Source organism: Sinanaerobacter sp. ZZT-01 (genome assembly GCF_035621135.1).
GTDB lineage: Bacteria > Bacillota > Clostridia > Peptostreptococcales > Anaerovoracaceae > IOR16.
This window is the reverse complement of record NZ_CP141728.1, coordinates 722,701-744,041: the sequence shown is the minus strand read 5'-3', so window position 1 is coordinate 744,041 and position 21,341 is coordinate 722,701. Positions and strand designations below refer to the sequence as shown.

Here is a 21,341-nt window from a genome sequence, read left to right as displayed (position 1 = left end):
ATATGCATATATGGAGGAAGAACATGAATAAGGGACAAGTAAAAAAGAAGTGGAAGAATGAAGTAATCAGTTTTTTTCTGTTAGCAGGATGTGGAATTGTCAGCGTATGCAGCAACCCAACTGTAGTTTTTGCAGCTGCGAACACTTCAGGCTTTGATAACTTTATTAGTTTCATTTGTGAGTGGTTGGTAAAGATTGGTGTGGTAATTGCGATGATTGGAGGCATTCAAATGGCCATCGGATTTAAACAAGAAGATCCAGATGCTAAGGTAAGAGGGCTGCAGACTTTAGCCGCTGGATTTATGGTGGCAGCCATTGGACAGGGTGGTACCAGCCTGTTTGGATAAGGAGGAGTGATGCTATGTTTGGTCTTGACGATCCAATGGAAAGTTTCAAAAGGACATATGGAAATCTCAATGACATCGTGCAAAATATCATTGACATTCTGACCATGTCCCCAGAGTCCAATCACGCGGTTTGGGCTAGTATTGAGAATGTATTTAATGTGTTGCTACCGGTGGGATACTCAGTAGCAACTATTTTTATTTTGATGACCTTTGTGAACCAAGCGATGCTTTTTAAGCTAAATAACTATGAGCGAATTGTAAAGCTCTTTTTAGTATTTACCATTGGAAAGGTCATTTTGGAAAACAGCTTTGATTTGATGGGATGGCTATATAGTGAAACTGCCAATTTGATGCTGCAGGCGGGTAAGATTACACCTATGGAAAATTTAGTGGATATGAATGAGCTGGAAGCACATATGAGCCAGATGAATAGATTAGACCGTTTTATCTTCTGGACACAGAGTTTACCGACAACGGCCATTGTGAGCCTCATCAATACTACGGTTAACGTATTTGCATACGGCAGGTTAATTGAATTGTATGTGTATATGGCACTGGCTCCATTGCCCCTTAGTACGGCGGTATCGGAAGACCATCGCAGCATTGCCAAGTCCTTTTTCCAGTCGTACATTGGTGTATGTATCCAGGGCTTTATTATGCTGCTCTGCTGTATTATCTACACGGGACTTGCCATAGAGTTTAAGGATCCTACGCAGAATGCATCAATGATGGGAGGGTTTGGCGGCTATTTGTTAGCGTCTATGGTATTGCTTCTTGTGCTGGCCAAATCAGGAAATTGGGCGAAAGAAATTGTTGGTTTAAGGTAAGGAGGACTGGATGATTGAAATTAAAATACCAAAAGAGATACGGAAATACAAAGAAACATTTTGGATGGGGATGACATTGCGGCAGACCATCTGTGCCGTGGCGGCTTGTGCGATGAATATACCGTTGTACCTATGGCTAAGTGATTATATAGGAAGAGACTTAGCTGGATGGATTGTGATGTTTACCACCACGCCGTTGGCCTTAATCGGCTTTTTTACCTATAACGGTATGAAATTTGAAAAGTTGGCCTGGTGTGTGTTTCGGTTTAATTTCCTGCCACAAAAGCGGAAATACCAAACAGAAAATTTATTTGCATACCTGATCCAAGAAACGGAGGATGAGGATGATGAAATGGAAAGAAAGTAAGCAAAGAGCCGTGCAGCACAAAACTAAGAAATCGACCAAGAAGAAAATATATACAGCACAGAAGAGTATTCCGTATATGGAGTCCTTTGAAGACGGTATCTTGCAAATTGGAAAAGAACAATATTCAAAAACTTTCTTGTGTAGGGATATTGATTATCAAACGGCACAGCAGGAAGAGCAAGAGAGCTTATTTCTGAAGCACTGTGCCTTTTTAAATGGATTTGATGCTGCAGTAGATGTGCAGATTACTATCAATAATAAATCCATTAACAAAGTAACATTAGAACAGGAAATTTTGCTGGCAGATCGTAATGATAAATTGCAAAATTACCGGGAGGAATATAATGGTGTACTACGAAAGAAAATGACTGCAGGGAAGAATAACATTCGAAAGGAAATTTATATGACCTGTAGCAGCCAAGCCGAAAAGCAAGAAAAAGCCAGAGATTACTTTACACGCCTAGAAGCAGAAATGAGCGGAAGCCTTAAGAAGATGGGCAGCCAAATGTGGGATTTGGATGAGCAGCAGCGGTTGGAGATATTACATGATGTGTATCGCAATGGCAAGGAAGGCGAGTTTGGTCTAAACCCTGCAGTGGTGCAAAAACGCAGAGGAATTTCCAGCAAGGACATCATTGCTCCAGATGGGATAGAATTTAAGAGAGATCATATCCTCTTGGGAGATAAATATGCACAGGTATTGTTCTTAAAAGATTTTCCGTCCTATCTTACAGATCGCGTCTTAGCAGATCTTACCGATCATCGGTTTAACATGATGTTGTCTATGCACATAAAACCCATGAATCCAGAAAATGCATTGAAGCTGGTACGTAAAAAACTGGTTGGTATGGAGGCAAACAAGATGCAGAAGCAGAAAAAAAGCTTAATGGCAGGTTATATGGAAGCCTTTATCCCATACCATCTGCGAAATGCATTGAAGGAAGCACAAGAGCTTTTGGATGACATCGTCAGTAAAGACCAAAAGCTTTTTTTTGTATCCATTGTGATGCTGCATATTGCGGACACCCAGGAACAGCTAAAACAACAGCGTGAGGCAATCGAAGCTGCAGCTAGAAGAAATCTGTGTCAAATCGGGGTATTGAATTATCAACAAGAGGATGGCCTCACAGCAGCGTTGCCAGTAGGCAAAAATAACTTAGAGATTAGCCGGTGTTTAACTACAGAGAGCACCGGTGTTTTTATGCCCTATTCCAGTCAGGAACTGTGGCATAAGGATGGCATACACTACGGAATCAATGCAGTGTCTGGTAATTTAATTCATTGCAATCGCAAGCTCTTAAAAACACCTTCCGGCTTTTTCTTTGGAACACCAGGTTCGGGAAAAAGCTTTTTGGCCAAGCTGGAAATGATTCACGTGCTGTTAAACACCGATGACGACATCATCATCATTGATCCAGAGCGAGAGTATACCAAGCTGGTGCAAAACTTTGGTGGCGAAGTCGTCCTGATTTCTGCAGCCTCTAAAAATTATATTAACCCGATGGATCTAAATGAAAACTATGGAGACGATGAGGATCCATTGCTATTAAAGTCAGACTTTGTGTTATCCCTGTGTGAAGTATTGGTAGGCGGCAGGGATGGCCTGTCTCCAGGACAGAAATCCATCATTGACCGTTGTATGCGGCTGACCTATATGGAGATGATTCAGCATGACTATGACTCAGCCTATACACCTACCTTAGAGGATTTCTACTGCAAGATGAAGGAGCAAAAAGAGGAAGAAGCACAGGATATGGCTACTGCACTGGAATTGTATGCGCAAGGCAATTTGAAGGTATTTAGTCATAAAACAAATGTTAACGTGAATAACCGGCTGGTCTGTTACGATACAAAGGATTTGGGCAAGCAGTTGAAATCCATGGGCATGTTGATTGTTCTGGATGCCATTTGGAACCGAGTTGCAGCCAACAGAGAAAAAGGGAAACGAACCTGGCTGTATGTGGATGAAATGTATATTTTCTTTTCCAGTGAGTATTTAGCCATTTTCTTTGACGAAGTGTACCGACGCTTCCGAAAATGGGGAGGAATCCCTACAGGAATTACGCAAAACATAGCTCCAATGATGAAGTCTACCATCGCGCAAACGATGATTTCGAACTCTGAATTTATTGTCATGCTGAATCAGGCTGCTTCGGATAGAGAAGCCTTATCGGAGTTATTGAAGATTTCCGATTCTCAGCTCTCTTATGTGACCAATTCGGATCCAGGGGAAGGGCTTTTATACACAGGAGGAAGCATTGTGCCGTTTATCAATAAATTTCCGAAAAATACTCAACTATATCGCATGATGACTACAAAGGTGGAAGAGGTGAACCAGCCAGATACCGAGCAAGTTTGGACGGTGTAGCAAATGGCAGCAATTAAGGGAGGAAAAGTTAGAAAAGAGCAAACCTTTCATTGTCATGGAGAGGCAAAGCGGAAAGATATTCGGACTGCCAGTAAAACCATTAGTCGCAAATCGACCTTTTGGAACCGAAAGAACAACCAAAAGAAAAAAGACAATACGCTGCATCGACATGCCATAAGGTCTGAATTACGGCGTGCATTGAATACCGACAGTGGCACCACAAACACTTCTATGGGGGCAGTATTACAAGGAACAGCAGCAGTTAGGGAAACCTTTGTGGGTGGCCGTGGTGTCATTCGGACAGCAAAGCGTGTGAGAGATATAACAAAACAGGTCAAGCATTATAAGATGTTGCATCCCAAAGAGAAGTTGTTGCAAGTGAATTTTCGAAAAAGACAGCTTAAGGTATTGGGAAAGGATCAAAAGAAACAACTGGTGAAAGGAGGCATCGGTCTTACAAAAGAATTTGGCAAAAACACTAAGGAAGCCATTGTTGCATCTTTGGATTCTTCTGGGACTACCAATACAGGCGCAGGGAGTATCCATATGACTGTGAGAGCCACGGAAGTCACAGTTGATACCATACGCACAGGAAAAAAGGTATATAAAACAGCAAAGCGCATTCGAGAATTTCACCAAAAATCCAAGGCTAAGAAAAAGGCTGCAAAAGTGGCTGCCTCAAAGCTTCAGCAAGGGACAAAAAGAAAGCTGTGGAAAGTGGCCGGAGATGCGGTTAAAAATGTCCTTATGCGGCAACCAGTGGTAATTGCAGCAATTTTGACAGGGGGAATTTTATTTAGCTTATTAATATCCGTGATGGCTTCGTCTACCTTTAGTATGGCGACCATGAATTTCATCCTAATGGATGAAAAAACAGCAGCAAAATATCAAGTAGAAATGCAGAAATTAGAGGATTCATTTCAGAAAAAAATTAATGACTATCAAAAGAAACCAGGATATGATGATGTTCGCATTGATTATATGTGTGAATCAGGAGAATTGAAACCAAACTGGGCAGAACTGTTAGCTATTATGGCAGTGGAATTTGAGCAGGATTTATCTTTCTTACCGGAGGAGCAGCGGCGCATGAGCGAGCTGTTTAATATGATGAATGTGATAAAAACCAGAACAGAGCATTTTTTTTGTTCTGGCTGCTGTACATGTGGACAATCTGCATTGCATTGTCATGGGAATCATGTGCGACTCATCGTAGAGGTATATGCATACGGTATGGATGAGATACCGCTGAATCTAGACGAGGATGAAATGGAATGGGCGAGAAACCTTGCCACTTCTGATTTATCGGATCTGTTTCCTGCTATTTGCCCACCCAATGAGACCATACCACCAGAGATTTTGGCAGACTTAATTGCCAATGCACCTAGCAGTTGTGTTACAAGAGAGGAAATTCGACAGACCGCATTAAGTTTAGTAGGGCGCGTCAAGTATTTTTGGGGTGGTAAGTCTGCGGCCGGATGGAATAAAAGCTGGGGTAAAAGTGTCAAGGTAACGTCACCAGGAGATTCAACGACAGGGACGTATCAGCCATATGGTTTGGATTGTTCTGGATTTACGGATTGGGTGTATAAGACTGCAGGAGTTGGTAATTTACTTTCCGGAGGTTCTGCTCATCAATGGAATGTCAGTTATCCAATATCTGAGAAAGATTTACAGGTAGGTGATTTAGTATTTAAACAGCCGCCTGGAACAGGCAAAAATCATGTAGGAATCTACGTGGGAAAGAATGAAAGTGGAAAAAAATTCTATTGTCACTGTGCCTGGACTCAGGGCGTGACGGTAGACAGCTACAAGGGGTTTAAATATTTCAGGAGGCCCTATGTAAAATTTGATGAGCCAAAAGGAAAGGGGTTGTAAATTGAAATTTATAAGAATTAGTATTTTGGTATTACTTCTATCTTTATCCTTTTTCTGTCTAAGTTTTGCGGATAGTATGGGAACCGTCATATTAAATGTAGAAGCATATCCGGAATTCGATAGATCAATTATGGTAAATTTGATTGGAAAAGAGGGAGATAATTATTTGATGGTTGCTGAACCGGTGAATGATTGGGAATACGATATGGAACTTCCTGAAGGAAGCTATATTGTGGAGTATGTAGGGGTAGATGACATAAAGGAAGATGCGTATAAATTAGAATATGAAGAAAAGATAAGTGTCAAATCTGGCTTAGCAACAGATTTTAAAGTGGAAATTTCTCAGGCTAAGATAAAAACAGAAAAAGGAAATCAGGAACAAAAGATTGAGGGACGTAAAAATTTAAAACAAATTATAAAAGGCAGTACACCAAGTCTAATTTTTATAGGCGTTGCAGCACTGCTATTAGGTTTGATTAAATATGGGAAGGAGAAGAAAGAATATGGCGGTTAAATCAAGAGAGCAGCAAGTTGCAGATGCAAAAAACCGATTGGATAAACTATTTTTGAAAAAGGAACAAATAAGCCGGCAAATTAAGAAAGAAGAAAATTTCATTAGACGACTTATTACTGAACAGCAGGAAGAAAAAGCAAGGGCAGTGATAAAGCGCATTGAAATCAGCGGTATTGACTTAGATGATGTTTTAAATGAATTGCAGCGAAGAAGCAATAAGGAGGGATAGCAAATGTATGGAAATTTAATGCGTTTGGTGAATGATGTGATTTTAACCACTGCAAATGTGAAAGGAGAACCCCGCAGTGTTTTAAACAACCGTGTGGCAATTAAGGTTAAGGATAAGACGACCTTTATTGACATTGTTGCATGGGGAAGCCTTGCAGAAGTAATCGGAGCATATCTTGCTAAGGGTGATGAATTTTACGGGGAGGGCGAGCTTCGCAATGCTGCATATAAAATTAAGCTGCCGGAAGGAACGGAAAAGGAGATCCAAGCCGTATATCTGTTGCTGGATGAAATTCAGTTCACGCACGGGAATAAAAGAAATAAATCTGAGATTAAGGAGGAACCGGGTGAAATACAGTGAAAGTCGGCTTTACCGCTTTTTCTCTCATTGAATAAGAAAAAATGCCACAGTATAGGCGTGCTGTGGCATTCTTTTTCTCAAGTTTCAGCCATGCCGACAATTTGATGGCTTACGCATGGACATAAATCGGGCGGCTGCGCAATCGCTGATTGCTTTCGTCCGTTTTATGATTTGTTATTTCTTCAAGTACCTACATTGTACACCGAATGAAAGGTTTGTCAATGTTTTATGAAAGGAATGGTTTATTTATGGCAAATGCAATCTTTGAATCTGGGCGTTTTTATGCTGGAAATGCAATTTTTGATACAGAGCTTTCCGCGAATGCAAAGCTAGTATATTTATATTTAGTAAAATGTGCTGATTGTTTCGGAAAGAGCTGGCCGGCACATAAAACAATCGCAGATTCATGCAGCTTAAGCGTTACATCCGTCAAATCTGCATTGCAGGAGCTAAAGGATGCAAAGAAACTCACGGTATCGTTTCGATACCGTGAGCAGGGTGGAAAGAGCTCCAACCTTTATATGATTATGGATCTCAGCAAAGAAAAGAACTTTGCTGCAAGTCCTCTGATTTTTACCAAAGCGATTTCATCTAAAGCAAAGCTGATCTATTTTTATCTTTGTCGTTGCGCGGGTAAGGAGGGAACTTGTTTTCCAGCTCACAAAACAACTGCTATGAAGTGCTCTCTTGGCTTCAGCACGGTTCGAAAGGCAATTAAGGAATTAATTGATTGTGCAATCATTGCTGTTAAAACTCAATTTCGTAAAGACAATGGACAAACCAGTAATTTATATACTCTAATAAAAATGGCAGTAGAGAAGGTATCATCTGGGTGCAATGTTGTAGGAAAGAAAACTGCAAAAAAGATTCAAAAGAAATCCTCAAAAAAGGAAAAAAGACGAAACAAAGGCTTATATTTTTGGCTAAAAAATCACGTTAGCTTTTTTAGAGCAGGGAGCATAGAAAATATAAAGCAGGGGGGCTGCTATAATGCGTCTATGAAAGAACTTAACCCAAATTAAGTCTACTAAGAACGAAGGTATTAAAGAATAAAGGTAAGAAAATTAAAATTTTCTACTATGAAATATTATTGACAGAGAAAGAAAATAATGTTGAATATTGGAAATATTTAGGGTATAATTAATTTGAATTTTTATAATAATTTTAGATATTCGACAAAGGAGAACAGAAGGGTGAAGTATTATTTAGTGGAGAGAGAGGGGCTTGGATGTTTTAATTTAATAATTTGGGACGTGCTATTTACCGTGGCAGTTATCTATGCAATCTTTAAAGAAGTTTTCCCCAATATTCATCCTATCGTAGGGTTGTTCCTGGGAATCATTGTTTGTATCATATTGATTGTTTTGATGAAAAGACGTATTATAGGGAAGATAATAAGATAATACAAGTGATATTTGGAGTAGGATGGGGATATTTATTTTATAGCATTGCCGATAGTTTTATTGAATGGAGCAAGACAGACAAAGTATGGAACACATTTTTTATAATTTTGTTTTGTCTTATAGGAATTCTTTTGCATTTTGTTTCTCACACAGAGATGATCGGAGATGACCATGAAGATAACACAGCAAAGTATGCGTATAAAAACCAATCATCATATAAGGAGACTGTAGGAAATTATTATACGGGTAATTCTTATAGAACGGAAAATTCTAATGAAAAGAGTGATACTTCCGATTACCAATCAACTTCAAACAGCCAATCCAAGAGTCAATTTAATCCGTTTGCAGGATGCACGACAAAAGAGGAACTAAAAATTAGATATAAACAATTAATAAAAAGCTTTCATCCAGATTTGGAAATGGGGGATGAAGAAGCAGCTAAATTTTTAAATAACGAATATGAGAGGTTAATGGAAGAGTTTGAAATGTAGCTGTGTAGCAGGCCTGAAGATATTTTCCTACATAGCTGAGTAGTAAATTGAAAGACAACGTTGAAAGCGCTGTCTTTTTTTTGTTGTTAAAAAGAAAAGCGTGATGGAGAGAATTTCGGATCAACTCGTTCTTAGCTCCATTGCTTCATCCACCCTAGTAAAATCAACTTTCCATTTCTTTCTTTAAATTTGATCATAAAGATTTGTAAAAAATAAAATGGCATTTTAGTTTCTTTCTTAAGCGTTCCTTTTGAAATCAAGTATATCATCATGTGCATCCACTTGATCTAGTCTCTTTAGCATTTCAATGTATTCGGTTGCTTTCTTTTTTGCTTCTGGAGACAATTCATCAAATGTGGATTTTTCGGGTTGCGGGTGCCTCTCAGAATCCATACCTAGTATATAGTCAATTGATACGTTAAAGATTTTAGATAATACACGAAGTGTCTCTGCAGTTAAAGGGATTTTTTCACTCTCATATTTTGATATTGCGGAATCTTTAACGTGTAATATTTTTCCGAGCTCAGATTGCGTTAACCCTTTTTTTTCTCGCAGCATTTTTATTCGGTTCAATGGATCACCTCCAATTATGATTATAAATTATAACAATTTCCATATGGGAAATATATAGATTTTCCTATATGGAAGAATATACATAAAAATCACTTGACACTTTCTCGACAGGAAACTATAATAAAACTAACAGCTTTCCTGGCAGGAAAGTAAAAAATAAAAGGAGTGAGTATATCATTGAATACAGTTCTGAAGGAATTGAGGCTGAATAGCCATTTGTCACATAAAGAAATGGGACAAGTGATAGGAAAAACTGCCTCGGCATATTACAAAAAAGAGCAAGGCTCCATTCCTTTTTCTTTAAAGGAAGCAAAACTAATTGCCGATTTTTATAAAAAAAGTATTGAGGATACTTTTTTTAATAAAATAAACGGCATATCTAAGACTTATTCATCTTTGGATTGCTCATCTAAGTGATGAAACAGATTACTTATTCACTTCCGGATTATCCGTCCGGCCGAGCAAGTAGTCAACGGATACATCGAAGTAATCGGCAAAAAGAATCAATTTATCCGAAGTTGTATTACGGCGACCATGCTCTATACCGTTAATGGCTTGTTTGCTTAATCCGACTAGCTCTCCTAGCTGCACTTGTGTAAGGTTGTGTGAGCTGCGAAGCATTTTTAATCTTTGAGACAAATTATTATCTGACATAAAATAAATCCTCTTGACTGTATTCTAAAAGGATACTATAATAAAAATGAAAAAGTATTCTTTTAGGATACTAAAAGAGGAGAAAGGAGAAATCATGAATACGGAAACAAGATTAAAACAAGAACGCTTGAATCGCAGATGGACCCAAGAAGACATTGCTAGAAAGCTTGGTATATCAAAACAGACTGTCTGCAATTGGGAAAAGGGAAGACGATTCCCACGCAGACCCGTTCTTGATAATCTTGAAAAATTATTCGGTTTAAATTATCGGGAACTGTTTGCACCAGTTTCCGATGAAGATCCTTGCTCCTCGACCAATTAATTAGATTTTAACACAGCATTAAAAAAATGTCATAAAAAAATAACGACAAAGTCCCCTTTGAGTAATATATACCCTGAACCGTGGAGCTCTCTTGCAGCTCCCCGATTGAAGGTATATGTAGGGATACATATGGCATGCTCAGGTAGGCTGAACCTTGGAAACTGAATAAAGAGAATGCAGACCGTACCGGCAATGCGATGACCGAGAGGGAGCGTAGCCAAGTTGACCTGGACAACAGAGTACATAGATGCGGAGCATTGATATAAATAAGAAAATGTTTTAATTAACAGTAGATAATTTGCGGCGAAAGAGATTTCGCCGTACCAATGTGCTGTTAGTAATAAAAGGGAGGGGTAGTATGGGATACCAAGAAAGCTTGTTATTTATTGAACCACAAGAATATTTTGATTTAATGATTAAAGCATATAAAGAAGCACGTGGGAAAAAATATTATGATATTTTTAAGGCAGAGCCCAAATCTGTAATTACTTTAAGACGACCACTGATGGGCATGCTAGAGGGAACGAAATTACTATGGGTGTGTGGATCTCGTTGCTTTCATTCTGAAAGTGGTATTTTTGGAAAACCGATTATTCAAAATCCGCTGCAATCATACGTTATAAAGATTATTCCTGTTGAAAAAATGTTTCAATATGATGATGAAAAACTGAATGGAATTGTGCTTTCTGATATTTCAAAAAGTAGCGAGAACCTTTACCTGAAACGTGAGAGTATTGATTTTTATGTGGAAAAATTGAATTGAATTGTTCTTGACATATTTTTTAGTTTTACATATAATAATAGTATTAGGTGGGTGACCACCGATAAGTAGCTCGCTACCGGCGAGGAGAATAAATACACCGTGAATAATTCTACTTTTATAAGTTCCACCGCGCGCCGTTTAGCGGGATACAAGAGTGGCGGACAATGTAGTGCAGCCGCGCGCCGTTTAGCGGGATATAAGAGTGGCGGACTTATAAGTTTTTTAGAAATCCTCTAATTTAGGGGATTTTCTTTTTTTGTTCTGATAGGAGGTGGTACATTGGAATTAGTTTTGGGACGATTATACTTTTTACCAGATTCTTTTTTCAATGAAGCTAAAGATCCTTATTTAAAGCATAATAAGATAAGTGGAGCAAGGCCTCACTATCTTGCACTTTTAGATCAGAATGGATTGTGTTGGATGGTACCTTGTAGTAGTCAAATAGATAAGTATAAAGCCATTATACATAAGAAAGAAGAACAACACAAAGAGCCATTAGGTATACAAATTGTAAAGATTAAAGGTATATCAACAGTTTTGTTGTTTCAGGATATGTTTCCCGTACGTCCGGAAGAAATCAAGGACTACTATCATCGTAAGGACAGAGGCCCGATGGAACTGACGAACAGGAAGCTAGTAGAGAAGTTACATAGAAATGCAGAAAAAGTAATATCGATGTTACGATCCGGTATACATTTTACCCCAACACAACCGGACGTAATTAAAATTGAGAAACACTTATTATTAGAAATACAAAGGGAGAAAGAAGAAGGACAAAAACGTCCTTCTCTGGATCAACAAATAGAAAGAGCCTTTAGGGAAAATCGGAAAACGGAAAAGAAATACAAGCAAGAGAAAGAAACAACGAGGCAAAGGTGAGCAGAAATGCTCTTTTTTTATTGTGGTCAAGCAGAAAAAGTAGATATGCAGCATAAGTTACTAAATAAACAGTATTTGTAGGGGGTGTTAAGGATGGCAAAGGATACAACAATCATTTGTAAAAGCATTTTCAAAAGCGGCAGCAACAAAACTTTGAAAACGGAATTTACCGGAAAATGGATTGAACTGATCAATCAGATGGAAAAGAATAAGGCCAGCGCCGCAGGGACAAGGTGATTTGCAAACCATTTTGAATCGTGTATAATCATGATGTAAAAATGGTTTGTTTTTTATCGCCTAGTAATAGGGAGATAAAACAATGAAAGTTGCGATATATTGCCGGTTGTCGGAGGAAGACAGAAACAAGCAATTGGAGACCGATGACAGCGAAAGCATTCAAAACCAAAAATCCATGTTGATTCAGTATGCCATGGAACAGGGCTGGGAAATTTATAATATTTACAGTGACGATGATTATGCCGGCTCCGATCGCAATCGTCCGGAGTTCAATCGACTTTTGGATGACGCTAAAAAACATAAGTTTGATATTGTGCTTTGCAAGACACAATCAAGATTTACAAGAGAACTGGAATTGGTGGAAAAATACATACATGGGCTTTTTCCGCTCTGGGGAATTCGCTTCGTGAGCATTGTTGATAATGCGGACACGGCGAATAAGGGAAATAAAAAGTCCAGGCAGATCAATGGACTTGTAAATGAATGGTACCTAGAAGACATGTCCGAGAATATTAGGAGTGTTTTCACAGTAAAACGGAAAAAGGGATACCACATTGGATCATTTGCTTTATATGGGTATAAAAAGGATCCTGATCAAAAGGGGCATCTGATGATTGATGAAGAAGCTGCCGAGGTTGTTCGGGAAGTCTTCACTCTGTTTTCGCAAGGGTATGGGAAAACTGCGATTGCACGGCTTCTAAATGATAGAGGCATTCCTAATCCGACAGAATACAAACGCCTGCACGGTTTGCGTTATCAGCAGCCGAAGAATCAAAACAGTACCTTATGGAAATACTTCGCGATTGCGGATATGCTGGAAAATGAAATTTATATTGGCAATATGGTACAAGGCAAATATGGAAGTGTATCATATAAGACCAAGCGGAACAAACCTCGGCCGAAAGAGCAGTGGTATCGGGTTGAGGGAACACATGAAGCAATTATTGAACGTGCATTATGGGATCGAGTGCAGGCTCTATTAAAACAGAAAGCCAAACCGTTTCTTATCGGAAAAATTGGCTTGTTTGCTCGTAAAGCACGCTGCATGTATTGCGGATACACCATGCGTTCTACGAAGAATCATGACAGACATTATTTGAAATGCAGCAGCCGGCATGTGGCAAAAGATGCTTGTATTGGTTCCTTTATTTCGGTTGATCGATTGGAAAAGGCTGTGATTGCAGAGCTGAATCAGTTATCAAAGGAATACTTGGATAAAGATGAACTGGAACGTAAGGTAGAATTTAATCATAATCTCAATGAAAAGAAAGCCAAGTTAGAAAAAGAGAGTGAGAACTATAAGAAAAAAATAGCAGAGTATATAAAAGGTACAAAAGAGCTTTATTTGGATAAGGTAAAGGGTGTTATTTCCGAGTCGGATTACATAGAGTTTTCAAAGGAATTTTCAAATGATAAGGAGCGACTTGAAAAGCTGATTGCAGATTCGGAATATAAAATAGCTGTCATTGAAAGCAAATTAAAAGTCGGTGACAACCGCCGGCAGCTTATCGAAAGATACACCAATCTTGAAAAGCTGGATCGGGAAACCGTTGAGAAATTGATTGACTATATTTTAGTCGGCAAGCGAGATCCAAAAACAAAGCAAGTACCGATAGAAATACATTGGAATTTTTAAAAGCTCCTTGCATACGGCGCAAAGAGCTTTCTTTTTGAAGCTGTGGTTGTTCTTGTAAGATTGCACCATCTGCTGCCATATCCTCTACTAAATCAGTAATTGCATCTCCCTTGGAAGCAAAAGCGCAGGCACTAAATGGTGTGCCAGCAGCGGATTGCGGATAAATTCCAACTGTATGATCTACGAAATAAGGTTCAAAACCTTGCTCTTTAATTTCTTCAATCGTTAAATCGCGCGTCAGCTGATGTACAATTGTGCTGACCATTTCTAAGTGAGCTAATTCTTCGGTGCATCGATGGTGTACGTGAACTATTATTTTGGCAGTAATGGGTATAATTCAAGGGAGAAGGCACGTTCTTTGCCAGAATATCGACCGCCTTCATTTTTTATATAAATAACTTTTTTTAATACACTTTTTAATAATTGATTTTTTTCATGAGCACTGGGTAGCGCATTATATAGTTGTAAGATATTTTCAATCTTAACAATCATATCTTTATAATCTATTTTCTTATCTTTCTGTTTTAATTCTGAGTTTAATGCAGCTATAGTTTGTATAATCTTTTGCTGCTTCTCTGCTAATTTCTTGGAACGTTCTAAAAATATATCTATTGTGTAAATTTCTTGTTCAAGCAGGTCATGTAAATTTTCTATTTGCTTATTTATTATGACTTTTTCTGACTCTGCTTTTTTTATCGCTCTGTAAATCACCTCATTAGAATCGGGATTTGATGCATTAGGACTGTTACTATCAAAGTTGATTTTTAATTCCTCTAACCAGCTGCTAAGGGAGTCAAGAAGCTTTTCTTCAACAATGTATAAGTAGCTGCTTACATTATTACAATTTGAATCTCTGCAAATAAGGGTATCTGCTTGACCATTCAAATATGGTCTGCGTACCATTTTTTTGCCGCAGACACCGCATTCGATTAGACCTGCCAATGGATTTTTAATAATAGCATTATTTGAATTTAATCGGGGACGGATATGATTTTCTCTAATTCTTTGGGCTGCTTCCCATACTTCTTCATTGATAATCGGTTTATGCAGGCCTTTTATGAGTATCGCCTCTTTGTTGCGGGGGCGACTTTTTACAATCTTTCCAGCAATAACATTTTTAACCTGCATTCGACCATTCCAGCGTACAAGGCCTATGTATACAGGGTTTTCCAATATACCGCGAATGGTTGCAGGAGACCAGTATTCTGTAGTGAGTGGCTTGTATCCCAGGTGATCTAATCTTTTTGCGATTAAGTCGGGACCCATACTGTTATTTACATAAAGATCATACATAAGTCGTACAGCTGCACTTTGATCCTCAACTGCTTCTAAAGTGAACCCTTTGTCATGTTCTAATTTTTTTCTTTCATATCCATAAGGAGGAATATTTCCTACATATTTGCCTTCTTTAATGGAGGCAACTCGGCCAGATTGCAACCGGCGATTAATTGTTTTATACTCCCGCCGACTCATAAATAATCCAAATTCAAAGTATTCTTCGTCAAATTCATTGTTTGGATCATATGTTTTCATTGGAGTATAAATTTTTGTTCCCGAATATTTAAAGGCTTGGGCAACGAATCCTTGATCTAGGGTGTTGCCTCTGGCAAGACGTTCTATTTCCATTACGAGCACACCAGCCCAAAGGCCTTGTTCTACTTCGCCTAAGAGATGCTGCATTACAGGTCGGCTTGCAATTGTTTCCCCAGAGACTATCTCGGAATAAATTTTCGTTATAGTTATATTCAAGCGTTTAGAAAGGCTCAATAATATTTTTTGATGCCTTGCTAATGTTTCCCCTTCCCCATGCGCCTCCGCTTCTGCGTCCGCTCTTGATTTTCTGAGATACATACAATAATCCATTTAAGTTCTCCTGTGTTTGACAATTGATATAGTTTCTTTATGTAATATAAACTAGAAAAAAGTTGTAATGCAACTACAACTTTTTTAATTAATTATCTCTACTGAAATATGATTTTTAGTTAATTTTCTGCTGTTTCTCTAAAAGATAAGTTGCTCTTTCTAAAAGAACCCCTCGATTAAAATTATTCAGAAAATTAAATAAGCGAAGCAAATAATATTGTTGCTTTGATAAAGAAATTGTTCTTGTATTAGAATTACGATTATTGCTACAGCCAAGAAGATAATCAGTGGATACATGGAAAAACTTAGAGATAGCGATCAATATCATATATTCGGGTTCTCGGCCTTCTTTTTCGTAACCTGCTATAGTAGAACGAGTAACCTTTAAAAGGTTTCCAAGTTCTTGTTGAGTTAATCTTTTTTCCTTCCTAAGTGCAATCAAACGTTCAGCAAAAACACTGCGATTTTTTTCCATATAATTTCTCCAGATTATTAAGTTTAATTATAAAATTTATTATAAAATAAAACTTTTTTTTAAAAGTTCCTTTTGAAATCAATTACGTCATCATGAGCACCTACTTCATCTAACTTCTTAAGCATTTCAATATACTCATTCGCTTTTTTTTTCGCCTCCGGAGATAATTCATCCAAAGCGGATTTTAATTCCGTAACTTGTGGATGCCTTTCTGTTTCCATTCCCAATATATAGTCAATTGAGACATCAAAGATTTTAGAAAGTGTGCGCAGCGTTTCTGCCGTTAAAGGTATTTTTTCACTTTCATATTTTGATATTGCTGAATCTTTAACATGCAGTATTTCTCCAAGCTCTGACTGCGTTAATCCTTTTTCTTCGCGAAGTCTTTTTATGCGATTCAATGGATCACCTCCAATTATAATGACATATTGGGTTTCTATTAAAAGCTAACATATAACAAATTTCCACATTTTTCTACTAAACCTCTTGCTTTTTATATATACCGGATTCTTTTTCAATATCTAAAAGTGTCCGGCCGCGTTCTAACCATGCAATTCTATTTTGCATTGATAATCCATTATATATCTTTATAAGTTCATGTATCTCGGGAGATAATTCGTTTTTTGTTACCGATAGATTTTTTTTTATATTTGTTTGGCCTAGAAGATAATCAACAGAAACATTAAAAAAATTGGCAATAAGGCAAAGCATCTCATGATCAGGTTTTCTAGTACCTTGTTCATAATTGCCTATTAAACCTCTAGATACACCAAGTTTCTCTGCGAATTTTTGTTGTGATTCAAATCCCTTTTCTTTTCTAAGTGCTATTAATCGTTCAGCAAAAACCCCACGGTTTTTCTCCATATTATCACCCCATAGTGAACATTATAAAAGATTCCCTACAATATTTCGATAAATGAAACGAAAAGTTTCTTTTTGCTATTGACAGAAACAAAACGTTTCTATATATTAATACTTATGAAACGAAATGTTTCAATTGGAGGAGGAAATGAGGACTAAGTTGATTCAGTTACGAGGTAAGAATTCCCGGAATTTAATATCTAAAAGACTTGGGATATCTCCTCAAATGTTAGGGGCAATAGAAAATGGAAAAAGAAATCCATCTCTAAATATTATTTTGAAAATGTCAGAAACATATGATGTCACATGTGATGATATTATTAAAATTCTTAAAGATAATAAATAATGGCGATAGTAGCATTGGAATGACAGGAAACTGCTTCAGCATATTTCAAAAAGGAGCAAGGGACCATTCCATTTTCCTTACAGGAAGCGAGAAGCATTGCTCTTTATTTTAATATGAATATTGAGGATATATTTTTTAAGAATAGGTAGCTATTTATTCACTTCCGGATTATCCGTCCGGCCGAGTAAATAATCAGTAGACACATTAAAATAATCAGCTATAATTGCTAATTTATCAATTCGAGTAGTAGTTCGACCTTTTTCAATTTCATTAACTCCTTGTTTTGATAAATTTATAATTTCACCCAATTGCGCTTGACTAAGATTATGTTCTTTACGAAGAAAAATTAATCTTTGTATAAATAAGTTTTGATTAAACATAGTTAGAAATACCTCTTGACAGTACAATTAGAATGTACTAAACTATAAAACAAGGTACAATTAGAATGTACCGAAAAGAGGAGAAGGGAGATACCAACGTGACTTTGAGATTAACACAAGAGAGATTAAAAAGAAACTGGACACAGCAAGAAGTTGCAGAAATGGTAGGTACAACAAAACAAGCTGTCTGCAATTGGGAAAAAAATAGAAGCTTTCCACGTAGACAAGTTCTTAATAATCTCGAAAACTTATTTGGACTAAGTTACAAACAGCTATTTGCGGTAGCTGATGATATCTTTTTCTCCTCGACCAATTGATTAGATTCTACCACATTTTCAATGAATATAAAAACTATCTTTTTCTCCTTTATATACCCTGAACCGTGGAGCTGCTTTTGCAGCTTCGTGATTGAAGGTATATGTAGGAATACATATGGGTTTTGCTTAGTATCGCTTTGGATCATCCGTCCGGCCAAGTAAGTAATCAACAGATACGTTGAAATAGTCGGCAAGCTTTATTAATTTTTCCGCAGTAGTGGAACGATATTCACGTTCAATATTGTTTATTGCTTGCATAGATAAGCCGACTTTATCACCTAAAGCTTTCTGACTTAAATTATGTAATAAACGTAATTCTTTTAAGCGAGTCGCTAAACTTGAAATCATAATAAAAAAACCTCTTGACTACTACACTAATTGTGTAGTAGTATAAAAATGAAAATACACTTATAGTGTAGTTTTGAATAAGGAGAAAGGAGTAAATATGAATAGGCTAAAACAAGAACGGAAAAGGCTGGGATTAACACAAAACGATTTAGCTAAAAAAATCGGTGTGTCGCCACAGGCGATATGCGAATGGGAAAAGGGAAGAAAATTTCCTCGCAGACCTGCTCTTGACCGTCTTGAAAATCTATTTGGTTTAAATTATCGTGAGCTGTTCGCAGCAGCTTCCAATGATGATCCTTTCTCCTCGACCAATTAATTTAATTTTAACATAGTATGAAGGAATTTCCATAAAAAAATAACGACAAATAACTTATTTATATATAAATGACGAATAATGGCAAGCCATGAGAGCGTACTGTGTTGCAGGGAGGTGAGACAATGGCAGTAGTGATGGAATATACAACAAGTGATGGCACGACAATCAAAATTAACGATGAGGCATATAGGGATAAAACGGAAGAAGAATTGCAGCGGGTACGAGAAAACATACATAGGGTTGCCAGTCGATTGTTTTACGATTCCATGTGCAGTGAAAGAGAAGGCAACGTACGGGGATAATTATGGTTCATATTTAAGTTTTCTCCTTTTATATATCCTGAACCATAGAGCTGTGAGAGCAGCTCTGTGATTGAAGATATATGTAGGGATACATATGGCTAGTGGCAGATCTGGCATAGTACGGTTGAGAAATAGGACTTGCCATCTCAAGTAGGCTGTACCTTGAAAATTTAATAAGCAGCATCTTAAATGAAGTGTTTAAGAGATACCGCGAGGATCTAGCTGTAGGCTATGCCTATAAACACATCATGATTTTTAAGGTTGTGATGAAGCTAAGGAGCGGCGGTAGCGTTTGTATTGTCTTAGACATGGAGATACACAGAAGTCCACCCCGGGAGGGTGATGGGTTACATATAAATCGGGTCCGTAAAACAGCTGTGTACAATAGTTTACACCATAGTTCTTGAGGGACTATTGTGCGATGATATGAGCCGGTAAAAGAATTGTGGAAACGACCGAGGCTATGTATGTAGTGTGAATGTTTGAGATGTTCCCATGTTGGGGGTGTGGGTGTGTACAAATACAACAATTTTATAGGAAATAACGTGGGAGGCATATTGTTATGTCTTCCACGCAATATTATTTCTATTTTTCCAAATAAATGTTATTATTGGAAAGAGAGGTGCCGCATGAAGAATTATGAAGTAACATACAATCTTAAAGATATAAAATCAGAAGGCGATAACCAATGGGAAAATGCATCACCTTTGTTTCGAATAAATAATATCCGAAATAATTTAATATTTTTAGAAAATAGGTTTGCAAATGTTCTTATTTTGTATATAATATAGAAAAGCGGTGATCCTCTACCAGATAATGAGGGACGAAAAAAGCGGTGATCCTCTACCAGATAATGAGGGACGAAAAAAGCGGTGATCCTCTACCAGATAATGAGGGACGAAAAAGGTTAGGAAGGGTAGATTCCCTTCCTTTTTCCATAGAGGTAGAAAAGTGAATAAGTTAAAAATATATAATGTAACGGATAAGTACATAGACTTTCTTCGACAATATGACATTAGAATTCCTTATAATAAAAAGGGCAGAAGACCATATATAGGAGTGGTACTTCAAATAAAAGAATTTAATTATTTTGCACCATTATCTTCACCAAAGCCAAAACATTTAATAATGAAAAATAAAGCCGATTTTATTAAAATTAAGAGTGGGGAACTTGGAATTATTAATCTTAATAACATGATTCCAGTTCCAAAAGAAGAAATAATACTGTACAATATCATGGATGAAGAAGATACAAGATATCAAAATCTACTTATTAAACAAGTTTTTAGTATAAATAAAATGATTAATACAATATTAAATAAAGCTACAAAGTTACATGATAACGTTGTAAGAGACACGAATTTTCTTGATGGTCGTTGCTGTAATTTTAAATTACTTGAAGAAAAATATATAGAGTATTGTAGAAGTAAGTTCTAACCATTTCTTCTAAATATTTATATAAAATCAATCTTACCAAAGGGTAAGATTTTTTTATTACAATTAAAAAAGACTCACAGATAACTTTTGCCGGTTGATGTGAGCCTTTTACACAATCTCCACTCAATAAATTAAATTTAAAGAGCAGCTTTCGTTCATTATAGCAAAGCTGTTTTTTAATTACAAGTAAAAAATAATTAAAAGGAGGATTTGCTAATGAATTTATGGGGGATTTTTTTTACATTTATCTTTTGCCCACTTTTATTTGGGCTTACCTGCTTACTGGATACGTTAGATACGGAGTTTTCTGTAAGCAAGGCTTCAAAGGAAGGAGCTGTGATTGGAAATGATTAATAGAAACACAAGATTGTATGCTGCATATGGCAGCAATACAAATTTAGAACAAATGGCGATGCGATGCCCGAACGCTGAAGTTCTTTGCATAGGTACATTAAAAGGTTATCGCTTAACTTTTTGTGGGAATAAGCACGGATCAGGTGTCGCAAATATTGAATTGGATGAGCACAGCTCAGTGCCAATTGTTTTATGGATAATTACGCCGTCTTGTGAAAAAGTCTTGGACATTTATGAATGTTATCCAAGAATATATAAAAAAGAGATAATAGATATTGAGACGGAATATGGAACTGTTAAAGCAATGATATATGTAATGAGCAAAGATTACGCAAACAAGCCGGCGACACCAGGAGGTCGGTATTATGGAGTTATACAAAAGGGTTATGAGGATCATGAATTAGACATTGTGCCACTTATTACGAGCTTATATCGTGTTTCGCAGGTGGCTTTAAAACTTAGTAACAAAAAAGGAAATATATTATTTTAATTGAAAA

The 21,341-nt window shown here is 37.2% G+C and carries 32 protein-coding genes and 1 pseudogene; 24 read left to right on the top strand and 9 right to left on the bottom strand.

What is annotated here, in order from left to right; genetic code table 11:
* The first annotated feature begins 23 nt into the window (after window positions 1–23).
* The 10 genes from U5921_RS03735 to U5921_RS03690 all read left to right on the top strand — a co-directional run bounded on the left by U5921_RS03735 (window position 24) and on the right by U5921_RS03690 (window position 8,781).
* Window positions 24–347 (top strand): hypothetical protein, encoded by a 324-nt coding sequence (locus tag U5921_RS03735; RefSeq protein WP_324825137.1) that lies wholly within the window; start codon window positions 24–26, stop codon window positions 345–347.
* 14 nt (window positions 348–361) lie between these two features.
* The gene (locus tag U5921_RS03730) at window positions 362–1,174 is read left to right on the top strand and encodes a hypothetical protein (protein ID WP_324825136.1); all 813 of its coding nucleotides are present in this window, start codon (window positions 362–364) and stop codon (window positions 1,172–1,174) included.
* A 10-nt stretch (window positions 1,175–1,184) separates the two neighbouring features.
* A complete protein-coding gene (locus U5921_RS03725; RefSeq protein WP_324825135.1) occupies window positions 1,185–1,541 on the top strand; it encodes a PrgI family protein in 357 nt (118 codons plus the stop codon).
* A complete protein-coding gene (locus U5921_RS03720; RefSeq protein WP_324825134.1) occupies window positions 1,519–3,909 on the top strand; it encodes a VirB4-like conjugal transfer ATPase, CD1110 family in 2,391 nt (796 codons plus the stop codon). Before U5921_RS03725 ends, U5921_RS03720 begins: the two co-directional genes overlap by 23 nt.
* 3 nt (window positions 3,910–3,912) lie before the next feature.
* Entirely contained in the window at window positions 3,913–5,784 is a 1,872-nt protein-coding gene (locus U5921_RS03715; protein WP_324825133.1) for a C40 family peptidase, read from the top strand.
* A 1-nt stretch (window position 5,785) separates the two neighbouring features.
* Window positions 5,786–6,298 carry a hypothetical protein gene (locus tag U5921_RS03710; RefSeq protein ID WP_324825132.1) on the top strand — a complete coding sequence of 171 codons (513 nt, stop codon included), beginning with the start codon at window positions 5,786–5,788 and terminating at the stop codon, window positions 6,296–6,298.
* The gene (locus U5921_RS03705; protein WP_324825131.1) at window positions 6,288–6,527 is read left to right on the top strand and encodes a hypothetical protein; all 240 of its coding nucleotides are present in this window, start codon (window positions 6,288–6,290) and stop codon (window positions 6,525–6,527) included. Before U5921_RS03710 ends, U5921_RS03705 begins: the two co-directional genes overlap by 11 nt.
* A 3-nt stretch (window positions 6,528–6,530) precedes the next feature.
* Entirely contained in the window at window positions 6,531–6,887 is a 357-nt protein-coding gene (locus U5921_RS03700; RefSeq protein ID WP_324825130.1) for a single-stranded DNA-binding protein, read from the top strand.
* 248 nt (window positions 6,888–7,135) lie between these two features.
* A complete protein-coding gene (locus tag U5921_RS03695) occupies window positions 7,136–7,909 on the top strand; it encodes a helix-turn-helix domain-containing protein (RefSeq protein WP_324825129.1) in 774 nt (257 codons plus the stop codon).
* A 323-nt stretch (window positions 7,910–8,232) separates the two neighbouring features.
* Window positions 8,233–8,781: a hypothetical protein gene (locus tag U5921_RS03690; protein ID WP_324825128.1), complete on the top strand. Its 549-nt coding sequence runs from the start codon at window positions 8,233–8,235 to the stop codon at window positions 8,779–8,781.
* A gap of 237 nt (window positions 8,782–9,018) precedes the next feature.
* Here U5921_RS03690 and U5921_RS03685 read toward each other — a convergent pair whose 3' ends face one another.
* Window positions 9,019–9,354, bottom strand: a complete 336-nt coding sequence (locus U5921_RS03685) for a helix-turn-helix transcriptional regulator (RefSeq protein WP_324825127.1) — start codon at window positions 9,352–9,354, stop codon at window positions 9,019–9,021.
* Window positions 9,355–9,531: 177 nt separating this feature from the next.
* Between U5921_RS03685 and U5921_RS03680 the strand changes: the two genes are divergently transcribed.
* Window positions 9,532–9,771: a helix-turn-helix transcriptional regulator gene (locus tag U5921_RS03680; RefSeq protein ID WP_324825126.1), complete on the top strand. Its 240-nt coding sequence runs from the start codon at window positions 9,532–9,534 to the stop codon at window positions 9,769–9,771.
* Between the two features lie 9 nt (window positions 9,772–9,780).
* Here U5921_RS03680 and U5921_RS03675 read toward each other — a convergent pair whose 3' ends face one another.
* Window positions 9,781–10,008: a helix-turn-helix transcriptional regulator gene (locus U5921_RS03675; RefSeq protein ID WP_324825125.1), complete on the bottom strand. Its 228-nt coding sequence runs from the start codon at window positions 10,006–10,008 to the stop codon at window positions 9,781–9,783.
* Between the two features lie 94 nt (window positions 10,009–10,102).
* On the opposite strand from U5921_RS03675, the gene U5921_RS03670 reads away from it, so the two are divergent.
* The 5 genes from U5921_RS03670 (at window position 10,103) to U5921_RS03650 (ending at window position 13,845) form a co-directional block, all read left to right on the top strand.
* The gene (locus tag U5921_RS03670; protein WP_324825124.1) at window positions 10,103–10,330 is read left to right on the top strand and encodes a helix-turn-helix transcriptional regulator; all 228 of its coding nucleotides are present in this window, start codon (window positions 10,103–10,105) and stop codon (window positions 10,328–10,330) included.
* Between the two features lie 358 nt (window positions 10,331–10,688).
* The gene (locus U5921_RS03665) at window positions 10,689–11,093 is read left to right on the top strand and encodes a hypothetical protein (protein WP_324825123.1); all 405 of its coding nucleotides are present in this window, start codon (window positions 10,689–10,691) and stop codon (window positions 11,091–11,093) included.
* A 279-nt stretch (window positions 11,094–11,372) separates the two neighbouring features.
* Window positions 11,373–11,972, top strand: a complete 600-nt coding sequence (gene cptIN, locus U5921_RS03660) for a type III toxin-antitoxin system CptIN family toxin (RefSeq protein WP_324825122.1) — start codon at window positions 11,373–11,375, stop codon at window positions 11,970–11,972.
* 93 nt (window positions 11,973–12,065) lie between these two features.
* Window positions 12,066–12,209, top strand: a complete 144-nt coding sequence (locus U5921_RS03655) for a hypothetical protein (protein WP_324825121.1) — start codon at window positions 12,066–12,068, stop codon at window positions 12,207–12,209.
* 82 nt (window positions 12,210–12,291) lie between these two features.
* Complete coding sequence (locus U5921_RS03650) at window positions 12,292–13,845, top strand: recombinase family protein (protein WP_324825120.1); 1,554 nt, start codon at window positions 12,292–12,294, stop codon at window positions 13,843–13,845.
* 79 nt (window positions 13,846–13,924) lie between these two features.
* Here the strand turns inward: U5921_RS03650 and U5921_RS03645 are convergent.
* The 5 genes and pseudogenes from U5921_RS03645 to U5921_RS03625 form a co-directional block, all read right to left on the bottom strand.
* Window positions 13,925–14,158 (bottom strand): annotated as a pseudogene (locus U5921_RS03645) (manganese catalase family protein); the annotation flags it as partial.
* On the bottom strand, window positions 14,158–15,696 hold the full coding sequence (locus tag U5921_RS03640; protein ID WP_324825949.1) for a recombinase family protein: 1,539 nt from the start codon (window positions 15,694–15,696) through the stop codon (window positions 14,158–14,160). The gene U5921_RS03640 and the pseudogene U5921_RS03645, both read right to left, overlap by 1 nt.
* A 127-nt stretch (window positions 15,697–15,823) precedes the next feature.
* Complete coding sequence (locus U5921_RS03635) at window positions 15,824–16,183, bottom strand: helix-turn-helix transcriptional regulator (RefSeq protein ID WP_324825119.1); 360 nt, start codon at window positions 16,181–16,183, stop codon at window positions 15,824–15,826.
* Window positions 16,184–16,242: 59 nt separating this feature from the next.
* On the bottom strand, window positions 16,243–16,584 hold the full coding sequence (locus U5921_RS03630) for a helix-turn-helix transcriptional regulator (RefSeq protein ID WP_324825118.1): 342 nt from the start codon (window positions 16,582–16,584) through the stop codon (window positions 16,243–16,245).
* Window positions 16,585–16,660: 76 nt separating this feature from the next.
* Window positions 16,661–17,047: a helix-turn-helix transcriptional regulator gene (locus tag U5921_RS03625; RefSeq protein ID WP_324825117.1), complete on the bottom strand. Its 387-nt coding sequence runs from the start codon at window positions 17,045–17,047 to the stop codon at window positions 16,661–16,663.
* Between the two features lie 145 nt (window positions 17,048–17,192).
* Here U5921_RS03625 and U5921_RS03620 point away from each other — a divergent pair, with 145 nt between their 5' ends.
* Window positions 17,193–17,390, top strand: a complete 198-nt coding sequence (locus tag U5921_RS03620; RefSeq protein WP_324825116.1) for a helix-turn-helix transcriptional regulator — start codon at window positions 17,193–17,195, stop codon at window positions 17,388–17,390.
* 149 nt (window positions 17,391–17,539) lie between these two features.
* On the opposite strand, the gene U5921_RS03615 is transcribed toward U5921_RS03620, so the two are convergent.
* A complete protein-coding gene (locus U5921_RS03615) occupies window positions 17,540–17,770 on the bottom strand; it encodes a helix-turn-helix transcriptional regulator (RefSeq protein ID WP_324825115.1) in 231 nt (76 codons plus the stop codon).
* A 65-nt stretch (window positions 17,771–17,835) separates the two neighbouring features.
* Here U5921_RS03615 and U5921_RS03610 point away from each other — a divergent pair, with 65 nt between their 5' ends.
* Complete coding sequence (locus tag U5921_RS03610) at window positions 17,836–18,087, top strand: helix-turn-helix transcriptional regulator (RefSeq protein ID WP_324825114.1); 252 nt, start codon at window positions 17,836–17,838, stop codon at window positions 18,085–18,087.
* 126 nt (window positions 18,088–18,213) lie between these two features.
* On the opposite strand, the gene U5921_RS03605 is transcribed toward U5921_RS03610, so the two are convergent.
* Complete coding sequence (locus U5921_RS03605; protein ID WP_324825113.1) at window positions 18,214–18,435, bottom strand: helix-turn-helix transcriptional regulator; 222 nt, start codon at window positions 18,433–18,435, stop codon at window positions 18,214–18,216.
* Window positions 18,436–18,532: 97 nt separating this feature from the next.
* Here U5921_RS03605 and U5921_RS03600 point away from each other — a divergent pair, with 97 nt between their 5' ends.
* From U5921_RS03600 to U5921_RS03575, 6 genes are all read left to right on the top strand, one after another.
* The gene (locus U5921_RS03600; protein WP_324825112.1) at window positions 18,533–18,751 is read left to right on the top strand and encodes a helix-turn-helix transcriptional regulator; all 219 of its coding nucleotides are present in this window, start codon (window positions 18,533–18,535) and stop codon (window positions 18,749–18,751) included.
* 122 nt (window positions 18,752–18,873) lie between these two features.
* Window positions 18,874–19,053, top strand: coding sequence for a hypothetical protein (locus U5921_RS03595; RefSeq protein ID WP_324825111.1), 180 nt, complete (start codon window positions 18,874–18,876; stop codon window positions 19,051–19,053).
* 629 nt (window positions 19,054–19,682) lie between these two features.
* Window positions 19,683–19,844, top strand: a complete 162-nt coding sequence (locus U5921_RS03590) for a hypothetical protein (protein WP_324825110.1) — start codon at window positions 19,683–19,685, stop codon at window positions 19,842–19,844.
* Between the two features lie 160 nt (window positions 19,845–20,004).
* Window positions 20,005–20,490, top strand: coding sequence for a type III toxin-antitoxin system ToxN/AbiQ family toxin (locus U5921_RS03585; protein WP_324825109.1), 486 nt, complete (start codon window positions 20,005–20,007; stop codon window positions 20,488–20,490).
* 216 nt (window positions 20,491–20,706) lie between these two features.
* Window positions 20,707–20,844, top strand: a complete 138-nt coding sequence (locus U5921_RS03580; RefSeq protein ID WP_324825108.1) for a hypothetical protein — start codon at window positions 20,707–20,709, stop codon at window positions 20,842–20,844.
* Window positions 20,837–21,334: a gamma-glutamylcyclotransferase family protein gene (locus U5921_RS03575; RefSeq protein ID WP_324825107.1), complete on the top strand. Its 498-nt coding sequence runs from the start codon at window positions 20,837–20,839 to the stop codon at window positions 21,332–21,334. Before U5921_RS03580 ends, U5921_RS03575 begins: the two co-directional genes overlap by 8 nt.
* Window positions 21,335–21,341 lie beyond the last annotated feature (7 nt).

Excerpts from the sequence above, each read along its gene's own strand:
- U5921_RS03650 (WP_324825120.1), top strand. The coding sequence starts at position 12,292 with ATGAAAGTTGCGATATATTGCCGGTTGTCGGAGGAAGACAGAAACAAG.
- U5921_RS03610 (WP_324825114.1), top strand. The coding sequence starts at position 17,836 with ATGTACCGAAAAGAGGAGAAGGGAGATACCAACGTGACTTTGAGATTA.
- U5921_RS03615 (WP_324825115.1), bottom strand. The coding sequence starts at position 17,770 with ATGTTTAATCAAAACTTATTTATACAAAGATTAATTTTTCTTCGTAAA.
- U5921_RS03575 (WP_324825107.1), top strand. The coding sequence starts at position 20,837 with ATGATTAATAGAAACACAAGATTGTATGCTGCATATGGCAGCAATACA.
- U5921_RS03720 (WP_324825134.1), top strand. The coding sequence starts at position 1,519 with ATGATGAAATGGAAAGAAAGTAAGCAAAGAGCCGTGCAGCACAAAACT.
- U5921_RS03605 (WP_324825113.1), bottom strand. The coding sequence starts at position 18,435 with ATGATTTCAAGTTTAGCGACTCGCTTAAAAGAATTACGTTTATTACAT.
- U5921_RS03640 (WP_324825949.1), bottom strand. The coding sequence starts at position 15,696 with ATGTATCTCAGAAAATCAAGAGCGGACGCAGAAGCGGAGGCGCATGGG.
- U5921_RS03730 (WP_324825136.1), top strand. The coding sequence starts at position 362 with ATGTTTGGTCTTGACGATCCAATGGAAAGTTTCAAAAGGACATATGGA.
- U5921_RS03715 (WP_324825133.1), top strand. The coding sequence starts at position 3,913 with ATGGCAGCAATTAAGGGAGGAAAAGTTAGAAAAGAGCAAACCTTTCAT.
- U5921_RS03625 (WP_324825117.1), bottom strand. The coding sequence starts at position 17,047 with ATGGAGAAAAACCGTGGGGTTTTTGCTGAACGATTAATAGCACTTAGA.
- U5921_RS03735 (WP_324825137.1), top strand. The coding sequence starts at position 24 with ATGAATAAGGGACAAGTAAAAAAGAAGTGGAAGAATGAAGTAATCAGT.
- U5921_RS03620 (WP_324825116.1), top strand. The coding sequence starts at position 17,193 with ATGAGGACTAAGTTGATTCAGTTACGAGGTAAGAATTCCCGGAATTTA.
- U5921_RS03670 (WP_324825124.1), top strand. The coding sequence starts at position 10,103 with ATGAATACGGAAACAAGATTAAAACAAGAACGCTTGAATCGCAGATGG.
- U5921_RS03725 (WP_324825135.1), top strand. The coding sequence starts at position 1,185 with ATGATTGAAATTAAAATACCAAAAGAGATACGGAAATACAAAGAAACA.
- U5921_RS03590 (WP_324825110.1), top strand. The coding sequence starts at position 19,683 with ATGAAGAATTATGAAGTAACATACAATCTTAAAGATATAAAATCAGAA.
- U5921_RS03695 (WP_324825129.1), top strand. The coding sequence starts at position 7,136 with ATGGCAAATGCAATCTTTGAATCTGGGCGTTTTTATGCTGGAAATGCA.
- U5921_RS03705 (WP_324825131.1), top strand. The coding sequence starts at position 6,288 with ATGGCGGTTAAATCAAGAGAGCAGCAAGTTGCAGATGCAAAAAACCGA.
- U5921_RS03675 (WP_324825125.1), bottom strand. The coding sequence starts at position 10,008 with ATGTCAGATAATAATTTGTCTCAAAGATTAAAAATGCTTCGCAGCTCA.
- U5921_RS03655 (WP_324825121.1), top strand. The coding sequence starts at position 12,066 with ATGGCAAAGGATACAACAATCATTTGTAAAAGCATTTTCAAAAGCGGC.
- U5921_RS03700 (WP_324825130.1), top strand. The coding sequence starts at position 6,531 with ATGTATGGAAATTTAATGCGTTTGGTGAATGATGTGATTTTAACCACT.
- U5921_RS03580 (WP_324825108.1), top strand. The coding sequence starts at position 20,707 with ATGAATTTATGGGGGATTTTTTTTACATTTATCTTTTGCCCACTTTTA.
- U5921_RS03600 (WP_324825112.1), top strand. The coding sequence starts at position 18,533 with ATGAATAGGCTAAAACAAGAACGGAAAAGGCTGGGATTAACACAAAAC.
- U5921_RS03665 (WP_324825123.1), top strand. The coding sequence starts at position 10,689 with ATGGGATACCAAGAAAGCTTGTTATTTATTGAACCACAAGAATATTTT.
- U5921_RS03595 (WP_324825111.1), top strand. The coding sequence starts at position 18,874 with ATGGCAGTAGTGATGGAATATACAACAAGTGATGGCACGACAATCAAA.
- U5921_RS03635 (WP_324825119.1), bottom strand. The coding sequence starts at position 16,183 with ATGGAAAAAAATCGCAGTGTTTTTGCTGAACGTTTGATTGCACTTAGG.